This is a genomic window from Pseudomonas sp. 05N431, assembly GCF_056397005.1.
The window spans coordinates 137,949-159,358 of record NZ_JBFTMN010000003.1; the positions used below are offsets into that span (position 1 = coordinate 137,949).

Annotated in this window: 20 protein-coding genes; 11 read left to right on the forward strand and 9 right to left on the reverse strand. The window is 60.7% G+C overall.

The window, feature by feature from the left end; all coding sequences use genetic code 11:
- The first annotated feature begins 93 nt into the window (after positions 1–93).
- Positions 94–990, forward strand: a complete 897-nt coding sequence (locus tag AC1DIG_RS06075) for a helix-turn-helix domain-containing protein (RefSeq protein ID WP_477766564.1) — start codon at positions 94–96, stop codon at positions 988–990.
- Positions 991–1,154: 164 nt separating this feature from the next.
- On the opposite strand, the gene AC1DIG_RS06080 is transcribed toward AC1DIG_RS06075, so the two are convergent.
- A complete protein-coding gene (locus AC1DIG_RS06080; protein ID WP_020723547.1) occupies positions 1,155–1,328 on the reverse strand; it encodes a hypothetical protein in 174 nt (57 codons plus the stop codon).
- A 114-nt stretch (positions 1,329–1,442) separates the two neighbouring features.
- A complete protein-coding gene (locus tag AC1DIG_RS06085) occupies positions 1,443–2,348 on the reverse strand; it encodes a LysR family transcriptional regulator (protein ID WP_477766565.1) in 906 nt (301 codons plus the stop codon).
- 115 nt (positions 2,349–2,463) lie between these two features.
- On the opposite strand from AC1DIG_RS06085, the gene AC1DIG_RS06090 reads away from it, so the two are divergent.
- Together AC1DIG_RS06090 and AC1DIG_RS06095 are read left to right on the forward strand one after the other, a co-directional pair.
- The gene (locus AC1DIG_RS06090) at positions 2,464–3,348 is read left to right on the forward strand and encodes an MBL fold metallo-hydrolase (protein WP_477766566.1); all 885 of its coding nucleotides are present in this window, start codon (positions 2,464–2,466) and stop codon (positions 3,346–3,348) included.
- A gap of 101 nt (positions 3,349–3,449) precedes the next feature.
- Positions 3,450–4,064 carry an NAD(P)-dependent oxidoreductase gene (locus AC1DIG_RS06095; RefSeq protein WP_477766567.1) on the forward strand — a complete coding sequence of 205 codons (615 nt, stop codon included), beginning with the start codon at positions 3,450–3,452 and terminating at the stop codon, positions 4,062–4,064.
- A gap of 178 nt (positions 4,065–4,242) precedes the next feature.
- Here AC1DIG_RS06095 and AC1DIG_RS06100 read toward each other — a convergent pair whose 3' ends face one another.
- Entirely contained in the window at positions 4,243–5,124 is an 882-nt protein-coding gene (locus tag AC1DIG_RS06100) for a LysR substrate-binding domain-containing protein (protein ID WP_054593761.1), read from the reverse strand.
- A 158-nt stretch (positions 5,125–5,282) separates the two neighbouring features.
- On the opposite strand from AC1DIG_RS06100, the gene AC1DIG_RS06105 reads away from it, so the two are divergent.
- The 6 genes from AC1DIG_RS06105 to AC1DIG_RS06130 all read left to right on the forward strand — a co-directional run bounded on the left by AC1DIG_RS06105 (position 5,283) and on the right by AC1DIG_RS06130 (position 12,706).
- A complete protein-coding gene (locus AC1DIG_RS06105) occupies positions 5,283–6,920 on the forward strand; it encodes a 5-guanidino-2-oxopentanoate decarboxylase (RefSeq protein WP_477766568.1) in 1,638 nt (545 codons plus the stop codon).
- Positions 6,917–8,365, forward strand: coding sequence for an aldehyde dehydrogenase family protein (locus AC1DIG_RS06110; protein ID WP_477766569.1), 1,449 nt, complete (start codon positions 6,917–6,919; stop codon positions 8,363–8,365). The genes AC1DIG_RS06105 and AC1DIG_RS06110 overlap by 4 nt, the downstream gene beginning before the upstream one ends.
- Positions 8,366–8,582: 217 nt before the next feature.
- Positions 8,583–9,686: an extracellular solute-binding protein gene (locus tag AC1DIG_RS06115; RefSeq protein ID WP_477766570.1), complete on the forward strand. Its 1,104-nt coding sequence runs from the start codon at positions 8,583–8,585 to the stop codon at positions 9,684–9,686.
- A 195-nt stretch (positions 9,687–9,881) separates the two neighbouring features.
- On the forward strand, positions 9,882–10,790 hold the full coding sequence (locus tag AC1DIG_RS06120; RefSeq protein WP_477766571.1) for an ABC transporter permease: 909 nt from the start codon (positions 9,882–9,884) through the stop codon (positions 10,788–10,790).
- Entirely contained in the window at positions 10,787–11,635 is an 849-nt protein-coding gene (locus AC1DIG_RS06125; RefSeq protein WP_477766572.1) for an ABC transporter permease, read from the forward strand. Before AC1DIG_RS06120 ends, AC1DIG_RS06125 begins: the two co-directional genes overlap by 4 nt.
- 15 nt (positions 11,636–11,650) lie before the next feature.
- Positions 11,651–12,706, forward strand: coding sequence for an ABC transporter ATP-binding protein (locus AC1DIG_RS06130; protein WP_477766573.1), 1,056 nt, complete (start codon positions 11,651–11,653; stop codon positions 12,704–12,706).
- 153 nt (positions 12,707–12,859) lie between these two features.
- On the opposite strand, the gene AC1DIG_RS06135 is transcribed toward AC1DIG_RS06130, so the two are convergent.
- Positions 12,860–13,789: an AraC family transcriptional regulator gene (locus tag AC1DIG_RS06135; protein WP_477766574.1), complete on the reverse strand. Its 930-nt coding sequence runs from the start codon at positions 13,787–13,789 to the stop codon at positions 12,860–12,862.
- A gap of 335 nt (positions 13,790–14,124) precedes the next feature.
- Between AC1DIG_RS06135 and AC1DIG_RS06140 the strand changes: the two genes are divergently transcribed.
- Positions 14,125–14,490 (forward strand): putative quinol monooxygenase, encoded by a 366-nt coding sequence (locus AC1DIG_RS06140; RefSeq protein ID WP_477766575.1) that lies wholly within the window; start codon positions 14,125–14,127, stop codon positions 14,488–14,490.
- A gap of 9 nt (positions 14,491–14,499) precedes the next feature.
- Positions 14,500–14,763, forward strand: a complete 264-nt coding sequence (locus AC1DIG_RS06145; protein ID WP_054593752.1) for a hypothetical protein — start codon at positions 14,500–14,502, stop codon at positions 14,761–14,763.
- A gap of 9 nt (positions 14,764–14,772) precedes the next feature.
- On the opposite strand, the gene AC1DIG_RS06150 is transcribed toward AC1DIG_RS06145, so the two are convergent.
- From AC1DIG_RS06150 to AC1DIG_RS06170, 5 genes are all read right to left on the reverse strand, one after another.
- The gene (locus AC1DIG_RS06150) at positions 14,773–15,405 is read right to left on the reverse strand and encodes a flavin reductase family protein (protein ID WP_477766576.1); all 633 of its coding nucleotides are present in this window, start codon (positions 15,403–15,405) and stop codon (positions 14,773–14,775) included.
- 278 nt (positions 15,406–15,683) lie between these two features.
- The gene (locus tag AC1DIG_RS06155; protein ID WP_477766577.1) at positions 15,684–16,127 is read right to left on the reverse strand and encodes a heme utilization protein; all 444 of its coding nucleotides are present in this window, start codon (positions 16,125–16,127) and stop codon (positions 15,684–15,686) included.
- A gap of 478 nt (positions 16,128–16,605) precedes the next feature.
- Positions 16,606–17,925: an MFS transporter gene (locus AC1DIG_RS06160; protein WP_019693300.1), complete on the reverse strand. Its 1,320-nt coding sequence runs from the start codon at positions 17,923–17,925 to the stop codon at positions 16,606–16,608.
- Positions 17,926–18,245: 320 nt separating this feature from the next.
- Entirely contained in the window at positions 18,246–19,580 is a 1,335-nt protein-coding gene (locus AC1DIG_RS06165) for a sigma-54-dependent transcriptional regulator (RefSeq protein WP_477766578.1), read from the reverse strand.
- The gene (locus tag AC1DIG_RS06170) at positions 19,574–21,340 is read right to left on the reverse strand and encodes a sensor histidine kinase (protein ID WP_477766579.1); all 1,767 of its coding nucleotides are present in this window, start codon (positions 21,338–21,340) and stop codon (positions 19,574–19,576) included. Before AC1DIG_RS06170 ends, AC1DIG_RS06165 begins: the two co-directional genes overlap by 7 nt.
- Positions 21,341–21,410: the final 70 nt, after the last annotated feature.

Sequence of the window (21,410 nt, forward strand, 5' to 3'; positions counted from 1 at the left end):
TCGGTCAATTGAAGGTGAAAACTGCGCCGAAACCTGTACATTTCGCCAATCGGGGCGATTATCGCCCGTTAAGCTGAGGCCTGGACTGAAGTTATGAACAAGCCTGCCCTTCCTGCGATTCCTGTATTCAAACTCTATGGCGAGAGCCTGGACTGGCCGACCCCTGACCTGTTGCATTGCGAAACCATTTCCAAACGCAGCCGGGAACATCAATGGGAAATCAAACCCCATCGGCATGCCGATTTATGTCAATTGCTGTTCGTGTACAAGGGCCAGGCGGAGCTTGAGATCGAGGGCCAGCGTACGCAGCTGAGCGAAGCCGCGATCCAGATCCTGCCGCCGCTGTCGGTGCATGGTTTTCGATTTTCCGAAGACGTAGAAGGCTTTGTGGTGACGCTGGCGGCGCCGCTGGTGGCTCATCTTCAAGCGCAACTGGGCAGTTCGGTGAATGCCCTGGCAGTGGCCGAGAGTTACTCGGCAGGAAGCGACGCGGACTACCTCAACAGCCTGTTTTCAGCCTTGCAGAATGAATACATCGGGCACCAGCCCGCACGCGAAATGCTCATGCATTCGCTGGTCAGCGTGATCATGGTGTGGGTCAGCCGCCAGGTGATTCAGCGCCGCGCCGCCAGTCAGCGACCACAGCGTGCACGCGAATACCTCAACGGGTTTATTCAACTGGTGGAAGAGAATTATCGCCAGCACGTGAAGGTCGAGGATCTGGCACACCGATTGGGGATTTCCGTGTCCCACCTCAACGGCACCTGCCGCGAGCTGGCGGGACAACCGGCATTGCAGATCATGCATGAGCGTCAGTTGCTGGAGGCCAAACGACTGCTGACCTACACCAGCATGACCATCTACGAGATGTCGGATGTGTTGGGGTTCTCCGACCCAACCAACTTCACACGGCTGTTTCGGCGCCGCGTCGGGATCTCACCGAAAGCGTTTCGGGATCGCTTGAAAGCCGATCAGGATAGTGAGGGCTAGGGGCCCTAATGCCTGTCAGTTAAGGCACAAACCTGTGGGAGCGAGCTTGCTCGCGATAGCGGTGGGTCAGTCAACATTGATGTCGAATGTTATGCCGTCATCGCGAGCAAGCTCGCTCCCACATGGATTGCGCTTAACCGACTGGCATTGGGCTAGGGGCCTGGTTATTTGAGGTTCAGGGTCGCGGTGTGTGGAATGCACCGTTCGAAGTTGCAGCTGGCGTACTCACGCGGAAGCTGCCGGGCCTGTTCAACGCGATAGGCGGCGGTGCCATACAACGCCAGCGCGGCGGTGCAAGTGATAAAGATCGCGAGATACCTTCTGGTTTTGACGTTCATGGCGCTGACCTCTGAACCGGTACCCCTTATGTTTTAAGGGGTACTGATATCAGCATAGGTCAGTGGTGGTGAGTTGCCATAAACCCCCCTCGCCACAAGGTAGGTGTTCTGCCTTTAAAGGCCCACATCCCACGCAGGTGTTTCGGGAAATCTCGACACCAGAAAATCCAGCATGCTGCGCAGCGCTGCGGGCATGTGTTTGCGTGAGGCGTACACCGCGTACATGTTCATCTGCCGGGGTTCGGCGTGCGGCAGCAGGCGCACCAGTTCGCCACTGTGGATGTGCACACCGGCCTGGTAGCTGGGCAGCATCGCCACGCCGGCACCGGCCATTGCTGCGCGCAACAGCGTGCTGGCTTCGTTGGCGCTGATGTTGCCCTGCACTGGCACCGAAACCTGCTCGCCGTCCTGTTCGAAATGCCAGAGGCTTTTGCCGAAGTAGGAGTGGGTCAGGCAATTGTGCTGGCTCAAATCCTCTACCCGTTGCGGTGTCGGGTGTTCGCGCAGGTAGGCGGGGGAGGCGCAGATCACTGAACGGCAGACGGTCAGCCGCCGGGCAATCAGGTTCGGGTCCAGGTCGTTGCTGGTGCGGATCGCGAGGTCAATGCGCTCGTCCACCAGGTTCACCGTGCGATCGAGCATTTGCATGTCGATACTGACGCCGGGAAAGCGTTTGACGTACGCCGCCATGGCGTCGGCCAGTTGCGCCTGGCCGAACGAGGTGCTGACGCTGATCCGCAGCAAGCCGCGCGGCGCATCGTCCGGCTCGCTGACGGCGGCCTGCATGTCGCTCGACAGATCGAGCATCTGCCGGCAACGCGGCAGGATCTCGGTGCCGGCGGTGGTCAGGCTGAGTTTGCGCGTGGTGCGGTGCATCAAGCGCGCCCCGACCCAGTCCTCCAGTTCGGCCAGATAGCGCGACACCACCGGGCGCGACAGGTCCAGATGATCGGCCGCGGCTGACTGGCTGCCGAGGTCGACGACGGTGACGAACACCCGCATTGCTTGGAGACGATCCATGATTTGCCCGCTTTCAGAAACAAACTATGTTCAAGCATCGCATTTTTTGTAGCGAGTCAGGCAACTAAGCTCTGTCCCATCGCCAAACACGGCTTATGCACAACGGAGCAGCACCATGATCGGCTTCACTTCTCTCAAGCGCCTTTTACTCGCCACCGCCACCCTGGGCTTTGCCGCTCATGCGGCAGCCGCCACTCCGGCACTGACCCTGGACGTCTACAACCCGGGCGCCGCTGCGATTTTTCCGGTGACCTCGGTACTGGTCAGCGGTGAGAAAGAAGCGATTCTGGTGGACGCGCAATTCGGCAAATCCCAGGCCGAACAGGTGGTGGAAAAAATCCGCGCCAGCGGCAAGCAATTGACCACCATCTACATCAGCCACGGTGACCCGGATTACTACTTCGGCCTGGACACCCTCACCGCCGCGTTCCCGAAAGCCAAAGTGCTCGCCTCACAGCCAACGGTTGATCACATCAAGGCCACCGTTGAAGGCAAAGTAGCGTTCTGGGGACCGAAACTGGGGGCCGATGCACCGGCAAAAACCATCGTGCCGGGTGTGCTCAAGGGCCATAGCCTGACCCTGGAAGGCAAGCAGCTCGACATCATTGGCCTGGACGGCAAGCAACCGGACCGGACCTTTGTCTGGATCCCGTCGATCAAGGCCGTGGTCGGCGGTGTAGTGGTCGCGGAAAACATCCATGTGTGGATGGCCGATACTCAAAGCGCGCAGTCCCATGCCGACTGGTTGACTACCCTGAAGACCATCGACAGCCTGAAACCGAACACCATCGTTCCAGGTCATTACCTGGGTGACAGCGCACGTTCGCTGGCCGCTGTGCATTTCACCGCCGACTACATCAAGGCGTTCGACGCTGAAACTGCCAAGGCCAAAGACTCGGCCGAGTTGATCGCCGCGATGAAAAAGCGTTACCTGAACCTCGGCGAAGAAAGCTCGCTTGAGCTGAGCGCCAAAGTCGCCAAAGGCGAGATGAAGTGGTAACCCAGTTTCACTGAGTAACCGAATGATCGTTGATCGTTCCCACGCTCCGCGTGGGAATGCAGCCCGTGACGCTCCGCGTCACACTTGAACTGGAGAATCTCATGAGCAAGATCGCAATCATTGGCGCCACCGGTCGTGCCGGTAGCCAACTGCTGGAAGAAGCCCTGCGTCGCGGTCATAGTGTCACCGCCATCGCCCGCGACACCTCGAAAATCAGCCCACGTGCCGGAGTCGTCAGCAAGAATGTTGATGTTGCCGACGGCGCGGCGCTGCAAGCGGCGGTTGCAGGTGCTGATGTGGTGATCAGCGCGGCACACTTTTCGACGATCCCGGCCAGCGCGATTATCGAGCCGGTCAAAAAGGCCGGCGTGAAACGTTTGCTGGTGGTCGGCGGTGCCGGTTCGCTGTTGGTGCCGGATGGCAGCAAAGTCATCGAATCCCCGAACTTCCCTGAAGAGTACAAGGCCGAGGCCACTGCCGGTGGCGTCTACCTCGACACCTTGCGTCAGGAAAAGGATCTGGACTGGACCTTCCTTTCACCGTCGGCGCTGTTCGTCGAAGGCGAGCGTACCGGCACCTTCCGTGTGGGCAAGGACCATCTGCTGGTGAGCGCCGAAGGCAAGAGCTGGATCACCTTCGCCGACTACGCGATTGCGATGATTGATGAAGTCGAGAAGCCTGCGCATAGCCGTCAGCGGTTTACCGTAGGCTACTGACCCACAGGACACCACGCGCTCCCTGTAGCAGCTGGCGCAGCCTGCGTTCGAGCGCGTAGCGGTCGCAATCCGGCACATGCGGTTTACCTGAAGAATCGCGTGTGCAGGTTTTACGAGCGCTGCGCACTCGAACGCAGGCTGCGCCAGCTGCTACGGGGGGAAGCGTTTGAGATCAGATTCAACGCGCCTGCGCCTGCACCACCAACCACTCCATCAATTCACGCAGCTGTGGCGACGGTCCGGGTTTCTGCGGGAACACCAGGTAATACCCCAGCCCCGTTTTCACCTTCAAATCAAAAGGCATGACCAGCCGTCCGGCACTCAGGTCATCGCCGATCAACGACCAATCCCCAATCGCCACACCCGTTCCTTGAGACGCCACGGACATCGCCAGGTCCAGGGTTTCGAAATGCTGACCCTTGCCGAGTGTGTTGAGGTTGACGTCCGCCGCTTTCAGCCAGGCCTTCCAGTCCCGCTGATCGCGCGTTGGGTGCAGCAGCAAATGTTGACTCAGGTCTGACGGGCTGTGCAGCGGCACCGGGCCGTCGAGCAGTGGCTGCGAACAGACCGGCGTCAGTTGCTCGTCAAACAGGTGCAGTGACGCCAGTGAACTGTCCGGTGGTGCGCCATACATGACGGCGGCGTCGAACTGCTCGCGATGAAAATCCACGCCATGTTGCACCGTGGTGGTCAGTTCCACCGGCACGTCCGGACGTTCCTTTTGCCATTGCAGCAAACGCGGCAGCAGCCAGCGCATGACGCAGGTCGGGGCCTTGAGCTGCAAGGTTTCGCGGTGTGCACCGACCTGTTCCACGGCCTCATCGATCAAGCCGAACACTTGCTGAATCCGTGGCAACCACTCGAGTCCCTCGGCCGTCAGGCTCAAACCGCGTGCCTGACGGTGGAACAGCGTGTAGCCCAAATGCTCTTCCAGCCCGGCAATCTGCCGACTCACCGCGCCCTGAGTGATGTGCAGCTGCTCGGCCGCCCGGGTGAAATTGCAGCACTGGGCCGTGATCAGGAACGTGTGCAGCGCGGGAAGGGGGGGAAGTCGTTTCATGGGACGCCAGGCATGAGGTGAGGACATGGCGAGTATGACTTTTTATCGATTGTTGCGGCTACCCGCTGACCGTTCCAATAACGCCATGACTGAGCACCGCGGCGAGCCATCCAATGCCGCGCGGGGCCAGCGTCTCAACGAACAAGAAGGGTAAAGATATGGCGACGTGCGGCGAAGTATTGGTCAAGTTACTCGAGGGTTACGGGGTCGAGCAGGTGTTCGGCATTCCCGGCGTGCATACCGTTGAGCTGTATCGCGGGCTGGCCCGTTCGAGCATCAACCACGTTACTCCGCGTCACGAGCAGGGTGCCGGCTTCATGGCTGACGGTTATGCACGCACCAGCGGCAAACCGGGTGTGTGCTTTATCATCACCGGCCCCGGCATGACCAACATCACCACCGCCATGGGCCAGGCCTACGCCGATTCGATCCCGATGCTGGTGATCTCCAGCGTGCAATCGCGCAGCCAGTTGGGCGGCGGACGCGGCAAGCTGCACGAGCTGCCGAACCAGGGCGCACTGGTGGCCGGCGTTGCGGCGTTCTCCCATACGCTGATGTCCGCTGCCGAATTGCCAGGTGTGCTGGCCCGTGCTTTCGCTTTGTTCCAGGCCGGTCGTCCGCGTCCGGTACACATCGAAATTCCGCTCGACGTGCTGGTCGAAGATGCCGATGCTTTGCTCGCCAGCCAACCGGTGAGCATCACTCGCGCCGGTGCAGCGCCGTCAGCCGTGGCGCAGATGAGCGAACTGTTGGCCAACGCCAAACGCCCGTTGATCCTCGCCGGTGGCGGTTCGATTGACGCGGCGGCCGAGCTGACCCGGCTCGCCGAATTACTCGATGCACCGGTGGCGCTGACCATCAATGCCAAAGGCATGCTGCCGTCGGCTCACCCGTTGCTGATCGGTTCGACCCAAACGCTGGTGGCCACCCGTGCCCTGGTAGCTGACGCCGATGTGGTACTGGCCATCGGCACTGAGCTGGCCGAGACCGACTACGACGTGACCTTTGCCGGCGGCTTTGAGATTCCGGGCACTTTGCTGCGGGTCGACATCGATCCGGACCAGACCGTGCGCAACTACCCGCCGAAGGTGGCGCTGGTCTCCGACGCACAAAGCGCGGCCCAGGCCTTGCTCGACGGCGTGGCCAAATATTCGCTGGCCGAACGCAGCAGCGACTGGGGCCAGGCTCGTGCCGCCAGCTTGCGTGCCGAACTTGAAACCATCTGGGACGCGCCAACCCGTGCGCAGACCTTGTTCTTGCACACCGTGCAGGATGAGTTGCCGGAAGCGGTATTTGTCGGCGACTCGACCCAACCGGTGTACACCGGCAACCTCACATTCAACCCGGAGCGCCCGCGTCGCTGGTTCAACTCGTCGACCGGTTACGGCACCCTCGGCTATGCCTTGCCGGCGGCTATCGGCGCGTGGCTCGGTGGTGGTCAGGAGCGCAACAGTCGTCCACCGGTGGTGTGCCTGATCGGCGATGGCGGCCTGCAATTCACCTTGCCGGAACTGGCCAGCGCGGTGGAAGCACGCACCCCGGTCATCGTCCTGCTGTGGAACAACCAGGGCTACGAAGAGATCAAGAAGTACATGGTCAACCGCGACATCGAACCGGTTGGCGTCGACATCTACACCCCGGATTTCATCGCCGTGGCCAAAGGCCTGGGCTGTGCGGCACATGCCGTCAACGGCGTTGAAGAGCTGCGCGCTGCACTGCGTGCGGCCACCGATCGCCAGGGCCCGACCCTGATCGAAGTCGATCAGACCCAGTGGATGAAGGCGGTGTCGGCATGAGCTTTCCAATCATCCAGGAAGGGCTGTACATCGACGGCCAATGGTCGGCCGGCGACGAGCACTTGCGGGTCATAAATCCGGCGACCGAAGCGCTGTTGACCACCGTCAAAGGCGGCGATCAGCGCGCGGTCGATCAAGCGGTCACGGCGGCCAGCGCGGCGTTTGTGCAGTGGTCGAAAACCAGCGGTGCCGAACGCGGCGCGGTGCTGCGCAAGATCGCCAATGGAGTGCAGGCACGCCGCGAGCGCTTGATGCATTTGCAGTCGAGCAACAACGGCAAGCCACAGTTCGAAGCGGGCATCGACGTCGACGACGTGATCGCCACGTTCGAGTATTACGCGGGTCTGGCCGAAGCGCTGGACGCCGGCCAGGACCGCGTTGTGGAACTGCCGAGCGAAGACTTCGCCGCCCGCGTGCGCCGTGAAGCGTGCGGTGTGGTCGGGTTGATCGTGCCGTGGAACTTCCCGATGGTCACCACCGCCTGGAAGCTCGCGCCAGCCTTGGCGGCGGGGTGCTGCGTGGTACTCAAACCTTCGGAAGTCACGCCGCTGCCGGAGCTGGAACTGGCGGCGATCATCGCCGAGAGCGGCTTGCCCGACGGTGTGTTCAACCTGGTCTGCGGTACGGGCCTGGCGGTTGGTGCACCGCTGTCGGCTGATCCGCGTGTAGCGAAAATTTCTTTCACCGGCAGCAACGCGGTCGGCGTTCAGGTCATGCAGCGTGCGGCGGAAACCGTCAAAGGTGTGAGCCTGGAACTGGGTGGCAAATCCTCGCTGCTGGTGCTGGCGGATGCCGATCTCGACCTGGCCGTCGAGCTGGCCTGTGGCGGTGGTTTCTTCAACGCCGGACAGATGTGTTCGGCCACCAGCCGGGTGTTGGTTGCCGATGAACTGGCGGACGAATTCCTGCTGCGTCTGACGGCGGGGGCCGAGGCGATTCGCGTGGCTGACCCGTTTGACCCCGAGGTTGAAATGGGCGCGTTGGTCAATCAGGCGCAATACCAGCGCGTGCTGGGCCACATTGATCGCGGCTTGAGCGCGGGGGCGCGGCTGGTGTGTGGCGGTGACCGGCCTGCCGATCTGCCGCATGGCTATTTTTTGCGGCCGACCATTTTCACTGAAGTGCCCCTCGACAGTGCGTTGTGGTGTGAAGAGATTTTTGGTCCGGTGCTCTGTGTGCGCAGTTTTGCCACGGAGCAAGAGGCGATCGAGTTGGCCAACGACAGCCAGTTCGGTCTGGTGGCCAGCGTGGTCAGCCGTGACCCGGTGACCGCCGAACGGGTCGCCAACGCCTTGCAGGCGGGGCTGGTGTGGATCAACGCGCCGCAGGTGATCTTCCCGCAGACGGCGTGGGGCGGCTACAAGCAGAGCAGCATCGGCCGCGAGTTGGGGCCGTGGGGCCTGCAGGCGTTTCAAGAAATAAAGCACGTGATTCGCGCCGTCTGACGGCACGAAAACGGCCCACGCATGCCTCGTAACGAGGCATGCGCCAGGGACATGGCACCAATGATTTTTTTTCGATTGTTGCGCGTTTTGCGTGACCTCAGGATGAACCCGCAGACCTCGCTACAACCCTTGTAACACGGGGGCTGGCAGCGGATCGAAGAGCGCGGGCGCAAGGGATGCTCCTAACTCATACCTACAACAATAAAGGGAGTCCTTCATGGGCGATCATGATCTGAACAGAAGACAATTCATCAAGACCGTCGGTGTTGCATCGGTTGCGGCGGCCGCCATGAGCATGCCGTTCATCCGCGCCAACGCCAGCGATACACGCTTTCAGGGCAAGACCCTGCGGCTGTTGACCTGGTCCGATGACACCGGGCTTGCGGCGCTGCGCAACATCGCCGCGACCTTTGAAGCCAAGACCGGCGCCAAGGTCATCGCGGACCGTACCGGCAGTACTTCGGAAATGGTCGCCAAACTGAAGGCCGGTGGTGATCGCCCGCAATACGACGTCATCACCCTGGCTGGCGTCGGCGCTGAAGGCCTGGCCGCTGCCGGGTTGCTGGAAAAGCCTGACCTGAACCGCATTCCCAACCTGATCGACGTACCGGAGAAATACCGCACCGGGGCCAACGGTCACGGTATCGGTTACCTGCTCTGGTGCAACAGCCTCGTCTACAGCAGCCGCACGCAGAAAGAAGCCCCGGACAGTTACGCGGCCCTGTGGGACGCAGACCTGGCGCCGAACATTTTCCTGCCGCCGCCGAACTGGACCGAGGCCATGGACCTGATCATCATCGCCGCCAAACTGGCCGGTGGTGACGAACACAACATCGAACCCGGCTTCAAGAAACTCGCCGAGCTCAAGAGCCGCGTGGTGACCCTGGGCGAAAACCCGAACCAGATCGCCGAGCTGTTCCGCACCGGCTCCCTGGACATGGGGGGTCTGTACGCTCCCGCGTTCTTCCCGAAACAGATTCGCGACCCGGCCTACGGTCTGAGTGCAACCTTTGGCATGAAGGAAGGTTTCTACACCGACCTGATGCAGTCGGTCATGCCGAAGAACCGTCCGGGCGATACCGACCTGGCCTATGCCTTCATCAACCACTCCCTCGACCCGCTGGTGCAGGGCAAGATGGCCGAAGACATCTACAACGGCCCGGTCAACGCCAAGGCAATCATCTCTGCCGAAGCGCGCAAGAGCCCGTACATCCTGACGCCGGAGCAGATTGCCGAGAAGGCGATCATGCACGACAACGCCTTCCTGGCGACTGTGCATGACCAATGGATTCGTCGTTACACGGAAATCTTCTCTTCCTGACGTCTGCCGAACACAGCCCTTTGGAGCACCACAACCCCCCTGTGGGAGCGAGCTTGCTCGCGATAGCGGACTGTCAGTCGACATCAACGTCGACTGATGAGCAGTCATCGCGAGCAAGCTCGCTCCCACATGGAAAGTGCGCTGGCTTCACGTCCTGTGTTCACTCAGCTGCTTTCCATTGACGAGACCATTGCTATGGAACACCAACCTCTGACCCAAACGGTCGGCGCCGCTGTCGTACGCCCCCGCTTCGGCGTTTCGCCGACGACGCGCGCCTGGTTATTTCTTTCGCCATCGATGCTGTTTCTCGGTGTGCTGATTGCTGCCAGCCTGCTGGTGTTGCGCATGAGCGTCGGCACCCAAGGCGCGGAATGGAGCGGTTTCAGCCTGGCCAGTTATGCCCAGCTGCTGGAACCCTATTACCTCAAATCGCTGATGCTGACCTTGCGTCTGGCATTGATCAGCGCGGTGATTGCCGTGCTGCTGGCGATTCCGGTGGCGTACACCATGTCGCGCCTGACCTCGCCGTTGCTGCGTCGAGTGTTCCTGGCCGCCGTGCTGTTGCCGTTGCTGGTCAACCTGTTGCTGCAAAGCTACGGCTGGCTGGTGATCCTAGGGCCTGGCGGGATGCTCAACCAGGCACTGATGGGCCTGGGCCTGATCAAGCGTCCGATCATGCTGCTCTACAACCAGAACGGCGTATTGATGGGCCTGGTACAAACCGCTTTCCCGTTGGCCGTGTTGCCGATTGCCAGCGCCATGCGCGGCGTTGCCCGTACTTACGAGGAAGCCGCGGCGACCTTGGGCGCGAGCCGCTTGAAGGTGTTTTTCCAGGTGGTGCTGCCGATGAGCATGCCGGGAATCATCACCGGTGCGACCCTGGTATTCGCCTACAACGCCAGCAGCTTTGTGGTGCCTTTGCTGCTCGGTGGCCGGCGGGTGCCGATGCTTGCAGTGATGGTGCATGACCAGATCGCCCCGCTGATGAACTGGCCGGCCGCCTCTGCGGCGGGTGTGGTGCTGATCGTCACCACGCTGGCCATCATGACCTTGTCCGAATACATCACTGGCCGTCGTCGGCGCATGCTGGAGGCTTCGCAATGAGCACGTTGAGCAAGAAGCGCCTGTCGCTGTTGCCAGGCGATACCGGTAAATTTGCCGGGATCCTTTCAGGTGTCATCCTGTTTCTGGCGGTGTTGCCGATCCTGACCATGATCGTCATGTCGTTCAGTGGTTCTTCGAACCTCGACTTCCCGCCCAGCAGTTACAGCCTGCAATGGTACAAGGCCGCCTGGCACACCTTCGTGTCCCCGGACGCCAGCGATGTGCTGAGCCTGGGCAAAGCCATGACCACCAGCCTGATGGTGTCGTTCATGGCCATGATCTTCGCCACCCTTGTTGCGGTGCCGGCGGCGTATGCGCTGACCCGTCTGGAGTTCCGTGGCAAAGCCGTTGCACTGCAATTGATGTCGCTGCCGTTGGTGTTTCCGATGGTGGTACTGGGCCTGGCGTTGTTGCTGGTGTTCGACAGCCTGCCGTTCCAGATGACGGTTTCGCGACTGGTGATTGCTCACGTGATCCTGGCCTTGCCGTTTGTGGTGAAAAACTGCACCGCGGCGATGCTGTCTATCGGCAGTGAAGTCGAAGAGGCCGCACAGATGCTCGGCGCTTCGCCGACGCGGGCGATTGTCGATGTGGTCGTGCCGTTGATGAAGTCGGGGATCCTGGCCGGGATGCTGCTGGCGTTCATTGTCTCGTTCAACGAATTCACCGTGACCTACTTCCTCTACACCATCGATGTCATGACCGTGCCTATCTGGATGTTCAGCCGCACCGTGTCGTCGCTGGACCCAACCGTATTCTCGTTTGCCGTGCTGATCGTGCTGATCGACTTCGTCCTGATCTGGGCGTTGGAGAAGCTGGTTGGTGAAGGTGGCGTTTCCTTTTGATTTGAGGTAAGCAACATGACTGGTTTGATTCTGGAAAACGTCGAGAAACGTTACGGCACGGCGTGTGCGGTCAAGGACGTCAATCTGCACCTGCCTGAGGGCAAGCTGGTGTGTTTTCTTGGCCCTTCGGGCTGTGGCAAAACCACCTTGCTGCGAATGATCGCCGGCCTGGAAACCCTCTCCGGCGGCGAGATTCGTCTGGACGGTGAAGACATCGGCAACACACCGGCGCACCTGCGCAACTTTGGCATGGTGTTTCAGTCGCTGGCGCTGTTCCCGCACATGACGGTCGGCGAGAACATTGCCTATCCGCTGAAACTGCGTGGTGTGAGCAAGGCCGATCAGCAGGCGCGGGTGGTGGAGTTGCTGGAACTGATTCAGTTGCAAGAAATGATTGATCGCCCGGTTGCGAAGCTCTCGGGTGGACAACGCCAACGCGTAGCGATTGCCCGGGCGATTGCCTCGCACCCGAAAATCCTCCTGCTCGACGAACCGCTGTCGGCCCTCGATGCCAAGCTGCGCGAATCGATGCAAGTGGAGATTCGTCAGCTTCAGCAACGCTTGAACATCACCACCATCATGGTCACCCACGACCAGCGCGAAGCCATGACCATGGCCGATATCGTGGTGGTGCTGGGGCAGAATCGGGTGCAGCAGGTCGGCACGCCGATCGAGATCTACCGGCATCCGGCCAACGAGTTCGTCGCCGACTTTATCGGCTCGGGGAACATTTTCCCGGCCACCGCATTGGGTGACGGCAAAGTCGGTTTGCCCGGTGGCGATGCGCTTCAGGTGCCGATTTGCAGCAGCATCGTGGTGGGCGAAAAGGTCAAGATGCTGGTGCGTCCCGAGGACCTGCAGCTGTCGCACCCACAGGCAACTGCCGGTAATCGCTTGCTGGGCAGGGTGACGTTCGTGCGCGATATCGGCGCGACCATCGAAACCACGGTCGAGTGTTCCGGGGTGTCGCTGACAGCGTTGAGCACGCCATGCCAGGGCATTGGCCTGAGCATCGGCAACCCGGTGTCGGTGACCATTCCATCTGAAGCCTGCCGCGTACTCGGCGCCTGACTTTAGAGACGGGTTGCTTTAACTGGCGCTATCGCGAGCAAGCTCGCTCCCACAGGTGATCGGTTGTGTTCACAGAATCTGTATTCACAAATGATCCACTGTGGGAGCGAGCTTGCTCGCGATGAGGCCGGCACAGCCTGCCGAAAAGTCTGATCAAACAGACATCCGCAACCGCGCCAGATCCCGCAACGGCGGCGCACCAAACAGTCGGCTGTACTCGCGGCTGAACTGCGAGGGGCTTTCATAGCCCACGCGGTATCCTGCCGCCGAGGCGTCGATGCCCTCGGCGAGCATCAAGCGCCGCGCTTCCTGCAGACGCAGTTGCTTCTGATACTGCAGTGGACTCATCGCTGTCATCGCCTTGAAGCGATGGTGCAGGGTCGACACGCTCAAGTTCACTTCCTTGGCTAATTCATCAATGCGCAACGGCTGCTCATAGTTGCCGTTGAGCCATTTGATCGCCTGACCGATGCGATGGCTCTGGCTGTTGGCGACGGCGATCTCATACAGCCGATGGCCCTGTGGGCTGCGCAACAAGCGATAGAGAATCTCCCGACGAATCAGCGGCGCGAGCATGGCGATGTCTTTCGGGGTGTCGAGCAAGCGCGCCAGACGCAGCACGGCATCGAGCATCGGCTGATCCAGCTGTTCGACATACAGGCCACGTCCGGCAGGGCGGGTGGGCACGCCGATGGGCCCGGCGTCGGCGATCAATGCGGTGATTTCCGCCGGGTCGATATCCAGGCGCAAGGCCAGGATCGGTTCCTCGGGCGAGACATCGACCACCCGCCCGCTGAGCGGCATCGAGACCGAGACCACCAGATAGTTAAGCGGGTCGTAGTTGAAGACTTCGTCGGCCAGCCGAACTTCCTTGCGCCCTTGGGCCATGATGCACAGTGCCGGTTGCGCGAGCACCGGGGCGAAGTCGTGGGACTGGCTGTGCCGAGACAAAAACAACGAACCGATGGCCGTCGCGTAGCTGCCATCCTCGCAGGTATTGCGACGAATGATTGCCGAGAGCTCCACACGCTGTTTTTCCATGTTGGCGTCCAGCGGGGCGTGAGTGGAATCCAGAGATGGCATGCAAAACATCCTCGGCAAGGAGATGGGATGAGCACAGCTTAAATTTGTGCAAGTCCAGGTGGTAGGCGAATCCTGCGCAAAACTTGCCTGATCCTGCTGTGTGGTCGGATTCAGCATAGAGAACGTGAACAGAACGCGGGAAAACTTGCTTGAAACCCCTTTGTCACATTTGCGCAGCTGACCTGGCACTGGTTTGGCGGCAGTCAGCTGCGGGTGCAGGATTGTGCAATAAGCCGGCAGGAATCGACTAACGGGCCTGGCGCCTGTCGCTTAATCTCTGTCCCTGTTGCAGCTTCTCTCAGGCTGCAGATCGTCTACATCAGGGAGAGTCGAACATGTCCACGCAGATCCCCGTCAGCCATATGGCTTTTGTCCGCGCTCGTGCAGGCCGCTCGATGGAGTTGGGCGCGCGTTTGAGCAGCCTGATCGAACCGTCGCGTCAGGCCAGCGGTTGCCTGCACTTTGCCTTGCAGCATTCGTTATGCGATCCCGAACTGTGGCTGGTGTCCGGTTTTTGGGTTGACCAGCAGGCCATGACCGCCTATTTCGGCACCCCGGCCATGCAGATCTTTGCCGAGCTGGTGCAAGAGTTGGTGGTCAACAGCCTGGATTTCCATACCTTCAGCGAAGTCTCGGCAGCTCAGGCTCGCGGCGAATATCCGCAGTTCAACAGCGCGTCACTACACCAGTTGGCCAGTTGACGGTTTAGAATGGCCGACTTTCCATTGGCCAGGATCCGCGACATGGCACGTAAAGAGTTTGCACAGTTCGAAGCTGTTTCCGCCGTAGTACCGGGTGAGGGAGGCTACAGCGCCGCCATCGCCGTCAAAGCCCTGGGTGGCTCAGGCGCCCCGCGTTTTCACAAAATCCTCGATGAACAGAAATTCAAGACCGCCTTCGAAGCCGATCAGGCTGCCGAGCAGAAGCTTGAGCAGTTGACCGACGTCGCCGAAGACGGCGAACTGGTCTGGTAACCCTTTGGCTTATGCCTTGGTCGCCCCCGGGCGGAACATCTTGAACAAGGCCTCAGGCCCCAACTGAAAGTAATCCGCCGGCCCACCGCCGCGCAGAATCGGTTCTGCCGCGGCGGTGTCGTACACCCCATCCTTGAGCAGCCACTTGGCGATATGCACGGCGACCACTTCGCCGAGGATCAGCCAGCTCGGCACCACTTCCTTGTCTGCACGTTGCAACTGAATGATCTGCGTGACCTTGCACTCGAAGGACACCGGGCTTTCAGCGACGCGCGGCACCTGAATGATTTTCGAGGCTGCCGGCGTCAGCCCGGCCAGTTCGAACTCGTTGACGTCGGCCGGGACCGTCGCGCAGCTCTGGTTCATCTGCTCGGCGAGCGGACGGGTGGCCAGGTTCCAGGCGAATTCGCCGGTCTGCTCGATGTTGTTCAGGCTGTCTTTACGGCCAATGCTTGAGAACCCGATGATCGGCGGAATGTAGTTGAACGCGTTGAAAAAACTGTACGGCGCCAGGTTCAGCCGGCCTTCGGCGTCCTGCGAGGAAATCCAGCCGATAGGCCGCGGGCCGACGATGGCGTTGAACGGGTCGTGGGGCAGGCCATGGCCCAGGGCAGGTTCGTAGTAGTGAATGTCGTCGGGCATTGCGCGGGTTCCTGAATGCAAGGCTTGAAGGGATGAAGGTCATAGTGCAAGGGCTGAAGGCTTATTTCCAGCTGTCATGGAACATCAAAACAATGAGAGCCAATGTGGGAGCGAGCTTGCTCGCGATGATGGCGGCACATCCAGCATTGATGTGACTGACTGACCGCTATCGCGAGCAAGCTCGCTCCCACAGGGATTGTGTTGGCTTTAGACATTTCTTGTTCCCCCTGAAACAACTAAGCCCGGCCGAAGCCGGGCTGTGAAGTCTGCCCAAGGTGTTAGCCGATAGCGGCGGCAGTACCGGTGCGATCAAAACCATCGGCGGCGATAGCGTCAGCGGTACCGGTGTGATCAAAGCCGTCAGATGCGACCTTGGCCGAGCCAGTGCGATCGAAGCCATCAGCAGCGACTTTGGCCGAGCCGGTGCGGTCGAAACCGTCAGCAGCGACTTTGGCCGAGCCGGTGCGGTCGAAGCCGTCAGCGGCAACCTTGGCCGAGCCAGTGCGATCGAAGCCGTCAGCAGCGACTTTGGCGGAGCCGGTGCGATCGAAGCCATCAGCGGCGAAAGACGCCGAGCCCGTGTGATCGTAACCATCAGCCGCCACAGCGGCAGAGCGTTCAGCGGTGAAAGCGCCAGAACCGGTGCGGTCGTAACCGTCGGCGGCGAAGGTGTTGGCGGCCAGTACGGAGAGAGTCAGAGCGAAGATCAGTTTGGTTTTCATGATGTGTACTCCAAGTGTGTTTGCGTGTTGTGCGTTGGGTATGGAGCTCATACTACGCACATAAAATTGATTAAAAAGCGCAAATAAATGCTAAAAACAATCGATTAAATAGATGTTAAGGCCGTGGCAGAGTATTTCCAGACGCTGCTTCGAGGCCTGCATTGTGTATACGCACGAGACGTCGATATGGATTCAAACGGCGATAGCGCAAGAGTGTGGTCAGGGCATTAACGGATCGTTATCGGTTCGTCGCGGGTTTGGCGGGGGGATTGGTGGTGTGCAGAACAAGTACGCGAGTCGTGGGGCTGCTGAGTTGTCTTGATCGGCTCGGGACCGAGGCGCGGCCATCGCGAGCAAGCTCGCTCCCACACTGACCGAGTCAGGCACAGACTTTGTGTCTGACATCGATCCAATGTGGGAGCGAGCTTGCTCGCGATGGGGCCATGGCAGTCACCGTTGCAGTGACTGCCAAACGCGGTCAGTCAGTCTCGATCCGCGAGTGCTTGCGGGTGTCCTTCATAGTCACATACACCAGCAACGACACCGCGATGCAGGCCGTGACATACCAGTAATAACCGGTTTCCATGCCGATGCTCTTGAACCACAGGGCGATGTATTCAGCGGTACCGCCGAAGATCGACACCGTCAGCGCATACGGCAGGCCCACACCCAGGGCGCGGATTTCGGTGGGGAACAGTTCGGCTTTGACCACCGCGTTGATCGAGGTATAGCCGCTGACGATGATCAGCGCCGCCATGATCAGGAAGAACGCGCCCCACCAGGTCTGGATGGTGTGCAGGGTGGTGAGGATCGGCACGGTGAACAGGGTGCCGAGAATGCCGAAGGCAATCAGGATCGGCCGCCGCCCGACTTTATCCGACAAGCCGCCGATGACCGGTTGCAGGCACATGAACAGAAACAGTGTGGCTGCCGAAATGGTGGTGGAGTCGGAGATGCTCATGCCGACCGTGTTCACCAGGTATTTCTGCATGTAGGTGGTGTAGGTGTAGAAGGCCAGGGTGCCGCCCATGGTCAGGCCGACCACGGTCATCAGTTCCTTGGGATGACGCAGCAGGGTGCGCATCGCGCTTTCTTTGGACTTCTCTTTCTTGGTGAACGACTCGGTTTCTTCCATGCCGCGACGCAGGTACAACGCAACGATGGCACACAGTGCACCGATGCCAAACGGAATGCGCCAGCCCCAGTCGTACAGTTGTTCAGTGGTCAGGGTTTGCTGCAGCACGATCAACACGCCCAGGGCGATGAGTTGGCCGGAGATCAGCGTGACGTACTGGAAGCTCGAGAAGAAGCCGCGACGTTCCTTGGTCGCCATCTCGCTCAGGTAAGTCGCCGAGGTGCCGTACTCGCCACCGACCGACAGGCCCTGCAGCAAGCGGGCGAACACCAACAGAATCGGTGCGCCGACGCCGATGGTTTCATAACCCGGGCTCAACGCGATGATCAGCGAGCCGAAGCACATCAGGTACACCGACGCCATCAGCGCGGCTTTACGTCCGGCACGGTCGGCATACAGGCCCATCAGCCAGCCGCCAATCGGGCGCATCAGGAAGCCCACGGCGAAAATCGCAGCGGTGTTCAGCAGTTGGGCGGTGGTGTCGCCTTTGGGGAAAAAGGCTTTGGCGAAGTACAGCGAGAAGGCGGCGTAGACATACCAGTCGTACCACTCGACCATGTTGCCGACAGAGCCGCTGAAGATCGATTTGATGCGGCTGGCCGTGGTCTTTTCTTTGGCAGGCACAGCTGCCGACCCAAGAGGCAGGGTTTGTGAGTTATCCATGACGGATCCTTCATTTAATTGTTTTTGTGGAGCGCGCGTAAACGCAGCCTGCGAGAGCTATAGCAGGAGCTGTGCCAAGGGGGAGAGGGGCGGTTTAGAGGGGTTTGAAGGAATGAGTGAGCGGAAAACCGCTTATTTTGAAGGGGGCGTGAGCGGAAAATCGCTTATTCAGTTCATTGATTTGCGTTGCCTGTACCTGCGTCATCGCGAGCAAGCTCGCTCCCACAGTGGATCGGCGGCATACACAAAATCCGAGCCTGACTCAGTCAGTGTGGGAGCGAGCTTGCTCGCGATGAGGCCAGTACAGACACTACAAAAACTCAGCTTTCTCGCAGGAACATCTCTCGGGTCAGCCCATGCCGCTGCATCTTTTCATTGAAGGTCCGGCGCGGCAGTTGCAGTTCTTCCAGCACGGCTTTGATGTCGCCCTTGTGCCGGGTCAGCGCGGCTCGCAGGCAGTGGGCTTCGAAGGCTTCCTGCTGGGCGGCAAGGGACTGGCCGGGCTCGATGCCGACCGGTTCCGGTTCACCCAGGCCCAGCACCTGACGCTCGGCGACGTTCGCCAGTTCGCGCACATTGCCCGGCCAGTCGTGGCTCAGCAACCGACTCAACTGCGGGCCACTCAGAGGGGGAAAGCTGCGTCCCAGCCGCTGTGCGGCGGCATGAGCGAAGTGCTCGAACAACAATGGAATGTCCTCACGCCGTTCGCGCAACGGCGGCAGGCGCAACTCCGCGACGTTCAGCCGATACGCCAGGTCTTCGCGAAAACGCCCGGCGCGGGCTTCATCCAGCAGGTCGGGCTTGGTCGCGGCGATGATCCGCAGGTCCACGTGAATGCTCTGGTTGGAGCCCAGCCGTTCGAGCTTTTGCTCCTGCAACACGCGCAGCAATTTGACCTGCTGAGCCAGCGGCATGCTTTCGATTTCATCGAGGAACAAGGTGCCGCCATCGGCGTATTCAAGCTTGCCGATACGTTTGCCCTGAGCACCGGTGAAGGCGCCGCTTTCATGACCGAACAACTCGGCTTCGAACAGCTGCTCGGGGATCGCCGCACAGTTCAGTGCCACGAACGGCTTGTCAGCGCGCGGGCCGAAATCATGCAGGCAACGGGCGACCAACTCTTTACCACTGCCGGTTTCGCCGCGGATCAGCACGTTCACCGGCAGCGCCGCGAGGTCCAGCACCTGGCGGCGCAGGGTCTGCAAACCACGGGAGACGCCCAGCAGGCTGGCGTCGAGTTTGCTGCGGTTGTCGGCTTGTTCGTGCAGGGCACGGTTTTCCAGTACCAGTCGACGTTTGTCCAGCGCCCGGCGCAGGCTGCTGAGCAAGGTTTCGGGGCTGAAGGGTTTTTCGAGGAAGTCGTAGGCGCCATCGCGCATGGCTTCAACGGCCATCGGCACATCGCCGTGACCGGTCAGCAGGATCACCGGCAAATCGGTGTCCAACTGTTGCAGCCGGGCCAGGAGTTCCAGGCCGGTCATGCCGGGCATCCGCACGTCGCTGAGGATCACTCCGGGAAAATTTGCCGGCAGCTGCGCCAGGCATTCATCGGCGCGGCTGAACAGCTGGACCTCGAACCCCGAGAGGCTCAGCCACTGTTCGACGGCATCCCGAATACTGCTCTCATCGTCGACCACGATCACCGAGTTCAACATTGAATGTGCGCCTCCAGATCGATGGGCAACGTGAGGGTGAAAACCGCGCCGTCGCCGTGATTGTCGGCGCTCAGGCGACCACCAAGTTCATGCACGATGGCGAACGATACCGCCAGCCCGAGGCCCAGGCCATCACCCACCGGTTTGGTGGTGAAGAACGGGTCGAAGACATTGGGCAGATCCTGCGGCGCAATACCGCCGCCGTTGTCGGCGACGCTCAGGCACCATAGCTGTTCGTCGGCTTCAAGACGGATTTCCAGGCGCTTGAGCGGTTTGTCACGCATCGCATCGAGGGCGTTGCGCAGCAGATTGATCAGCACCTGTTCCAGGCGAATTGCATCGCCGCGCACCCAGGCCGGGCGACTCAGGTGCAAGACGCAGTCGATCTGTTCATCGCGCAGCCGGGCGTCGAGCAGTTGCAGCGATTGATCGACCACCGATGCCAGGTCCAGCCGCTCGCGCAATCCACTGGGGCTTTTGCGCGCGAATGTCTTGAGGTGGCCGGTGAGGGCGGCCATGCGCGTCAACATCTCATCCACCGGCTTCAGCGCTTTATACGCATCGTCGACGCGGCCGTGATCGAGCAGCAGGCGCAAGGTCGCGAGCTGCATGCGCTGGGCAGTGAGTGGCTGGTTGATTTCATGGGCCAGGGCCGCCGACATTTGCCCCAGCGCCGCGAGTTTGGCCGATTGCACCAGACCGTCCTGGGCGGTGCGCAAATCGCGGGTGCGCTCTTCGACCAGGCGCTCGAGCTCTTCGCGGCTGCGCTGGCGCAACCTGGCCAGACGCCAACGTTGACTGAGGAACAGCAGCAAAAACACCAGTGTCAGCCACACTCCGGCGGCGGCCAGCCCGGCGTTACGCAAGTCTTCGAAGGCCACTTGCGGGCGACGCAGCAGGTGCAAGGTCCAGCCTTCGGTGCTCAAGGGCAGCGACTCCCACAGGTAATCCGCCGCACCATCGGGACCGTCGACGCGGGCCAGGTAACTGTTCTGGTCAAAGTGCCGAATCGGCTGATGATCGAGCGGGGTCAGCGGCTGCTTGTCGTATTGGCGCGTGGCTTTGAGCTCGGCGCGATCAGTGTCTGACAGCGCGCCCAGCAACCGATAGCGCCATCCCGGCTGATTGGCGATAAACACAATGCCCCGCGCATCGCTGACCAGCAGGGTGTCGCTGCCCTGACGCCATTCACGTTCCAGCTCTGGAAACTCGAGTTTCACCACCATGGCGCCGAGAAACTCGCCGTTATCGCCTGTCACCGCACTGGACAGAAAATAGCCGGGAATTCCACTGGTCACGCCCACCGCGTAAAAGCGCCCGGCGCCCTGGCTGCGGGTCTGGCTGAAATAAGGGCGGAAACCGTAATTGTGGCCAACGTAGCTGCTGGGCAAACGCCAGTTACTGGCAGCCACCGCAAGGCCCGTGTGATCCAGCAGTTCCAGGGTGGACGACTGCGCCGCACCGTTGATCTTTTCCAGTTTGCGGTTGAGTGCGTCTTGCTGCTGCGGGCTGACCGGGCCATCGAGCGCCGAACGCAGTTCCGGGTCCAATGCAAGCACGGCAGGCAGCGCGCGGTAGCGTTCGATCAGGGTATGCAGGGAATTGGCGTACAGCGCCAATTGTTGATTGGCGCGGGCGGCGTCGTCCACCTGGGCCTGGCGTTCGGCGTGGCGCATGGCAAGACCGGCGGCCAGGGCCGCACCGGCGAGGATCATCAGGACGTAGAGCGTCAGACGCAAGGAGCGAAAGGTCGGGAACATGTTGCGACAGTTCAGGTAGGGGAAAGCACCATAGCATGGAGAACCTGAAAAGTCGGGATGGCTCCAGAGA

Bases quoted from the DNA above. Each gene is read 5' to 3' on its own strand.
- AC1DIG_RS06115 (WP_477766570.1), top strand. From the start codon at position 8,583: ATGGGCGATCATGATCTGAACAGAAGACAATTCATCAAGACCGTCGGT.
- AC1DIG_RS06165 (WP_477766578.1), bottom strand. From the start codon at position 19,580: ATGTTGAACTCGGTGATCGTGGTCGACGATGAGAGCAGTATTCGGGAT.
- AC1DIG_RS06135 (WP_477766574.1), bottom strand. From the start codon at position 13,789: ATGCCATCTCTGGATTCCACTCACGCCCCGCTGGACGCCAACATGGAA.
- AC1DIG_RS06150 (WP_477766576.1), bottom strand. From the start codon at position 15,405: ATGCCCGACGACATTCACTACTACGAACCTGCCCTGGGCCATGGCCTG.
- AC1DIG_RS06130 (WP_477766573.1), top strand. From the start codon at position 11,651: ATGACTGGTTTGATTCTGGAAAACGTCGAGAAACGTTACGGCACGGCG.
- AC1DIG_RS06155 (WP_477766577.1), bottom strand. From the start codon at position 16,127: ATGAAAACCAAACTGATCTTCGCTCTGACTCTCTCCGTACTGGCCGCC.
- AC1DIG_RS06095 (WP_477766567.1), top strand. From the start codon at position 3,450: ATGAGCAAGATCGCAATCATTGGCGCCACCGGTCGTGCCGGTAGCCAA.
- AC1DIG_RS06080 (WP_020723547.1), bottom strand. From the start codon at position 1,328: ATGAACGTCAAAACCAGAAGGTATCTCGCGATCTTTATCACTTGCACC.
- AC1DIG_RS06110 (WP_477766569.1), top strand. From the start codon at position 6,917: ATGAGCTTTCCAATCATCCAGGAAGGGCTGTACATCGACGGCCAATGG.
- AC1DIG_RS06075 (WP_477766564.1), top strand. From the start codon at position 94: ATGAACAAGCCTGCCCTTCCTGCGATTCCTGTATTCAAACTCTATGGC.
- AC1DIG_RS06100 (WP_054593761.1), bottom strand. From the start codon at position 5,124: ATGAAACGACTTCCCCCCCTTCCCGCGCTGCACACGTTCCTGATCACG.
- AC1DIG_RS06145 (WP_054593752.1), top strand. From the start codon at position 14,500: ATGGCCGACTTTCCATTGGCCAGGATCCGCGACATGGCACGTAAAGAG.
- AC1DIG_RS06120 (WP_477766571.1), top strand. From the start codon at position 9,882: ATGGAACACCAACCTCTGACCCAAACGGTCGGCGCCGCTGTCGTACGC.
- AC1DIG_RS06090 (WP_477766566.1), top strand. From the start codon at position 2,464: ATGATCGGCTTCACTTCTCTCAAGCGCCTTTTACTCGCCACCGCCACC.
- AC1DIG_RS06125 (WP_477766572.1), top strand. From the start codon at position 10,787: ATGAGCACGTTGAGCAAGAAGCGCCTGTCGCTGTTGCCAGGCGATACC.
- AC1DIG_RS06170 (WP_477766579.1), bottom strand. From the start codon at position 21,340: ATGTTCCCGACCTTTCGCTCCTTGCGTCTGACGCTCTACGTCCTGATG.
- AC1DIG_RS06140 (WP_477766575.1), top strand. From the start codon at position 14,125: ATGTCCACGCAGATCCCCGTCAGCCATATGGCTTTTGTCCGCGCTCGT.
- AC1DIG_RS06160 (WP_019693300.1), bottom strand. From the start codon at position 17,925: ATGGATAACTCACAAACCCTGCCTCTTGGGTCGGCAGCTGTGCCTGCC.
- AC1DIG_RS06085 (WP_477766565.1), bottom strand. From the start codon at position 2,348: ATGGATCGTCTCCAAGCAATGCGGGTGTTCGTCACCGTCGTCGACCTC.
- AC1DIG_RS06105 (WP_477766568.1), top strand. From the start codon at position 5,283: ATGGCGACGTGCGGCGAAGTATTGGTCAAGTTACTCGAGGGTTACGGG.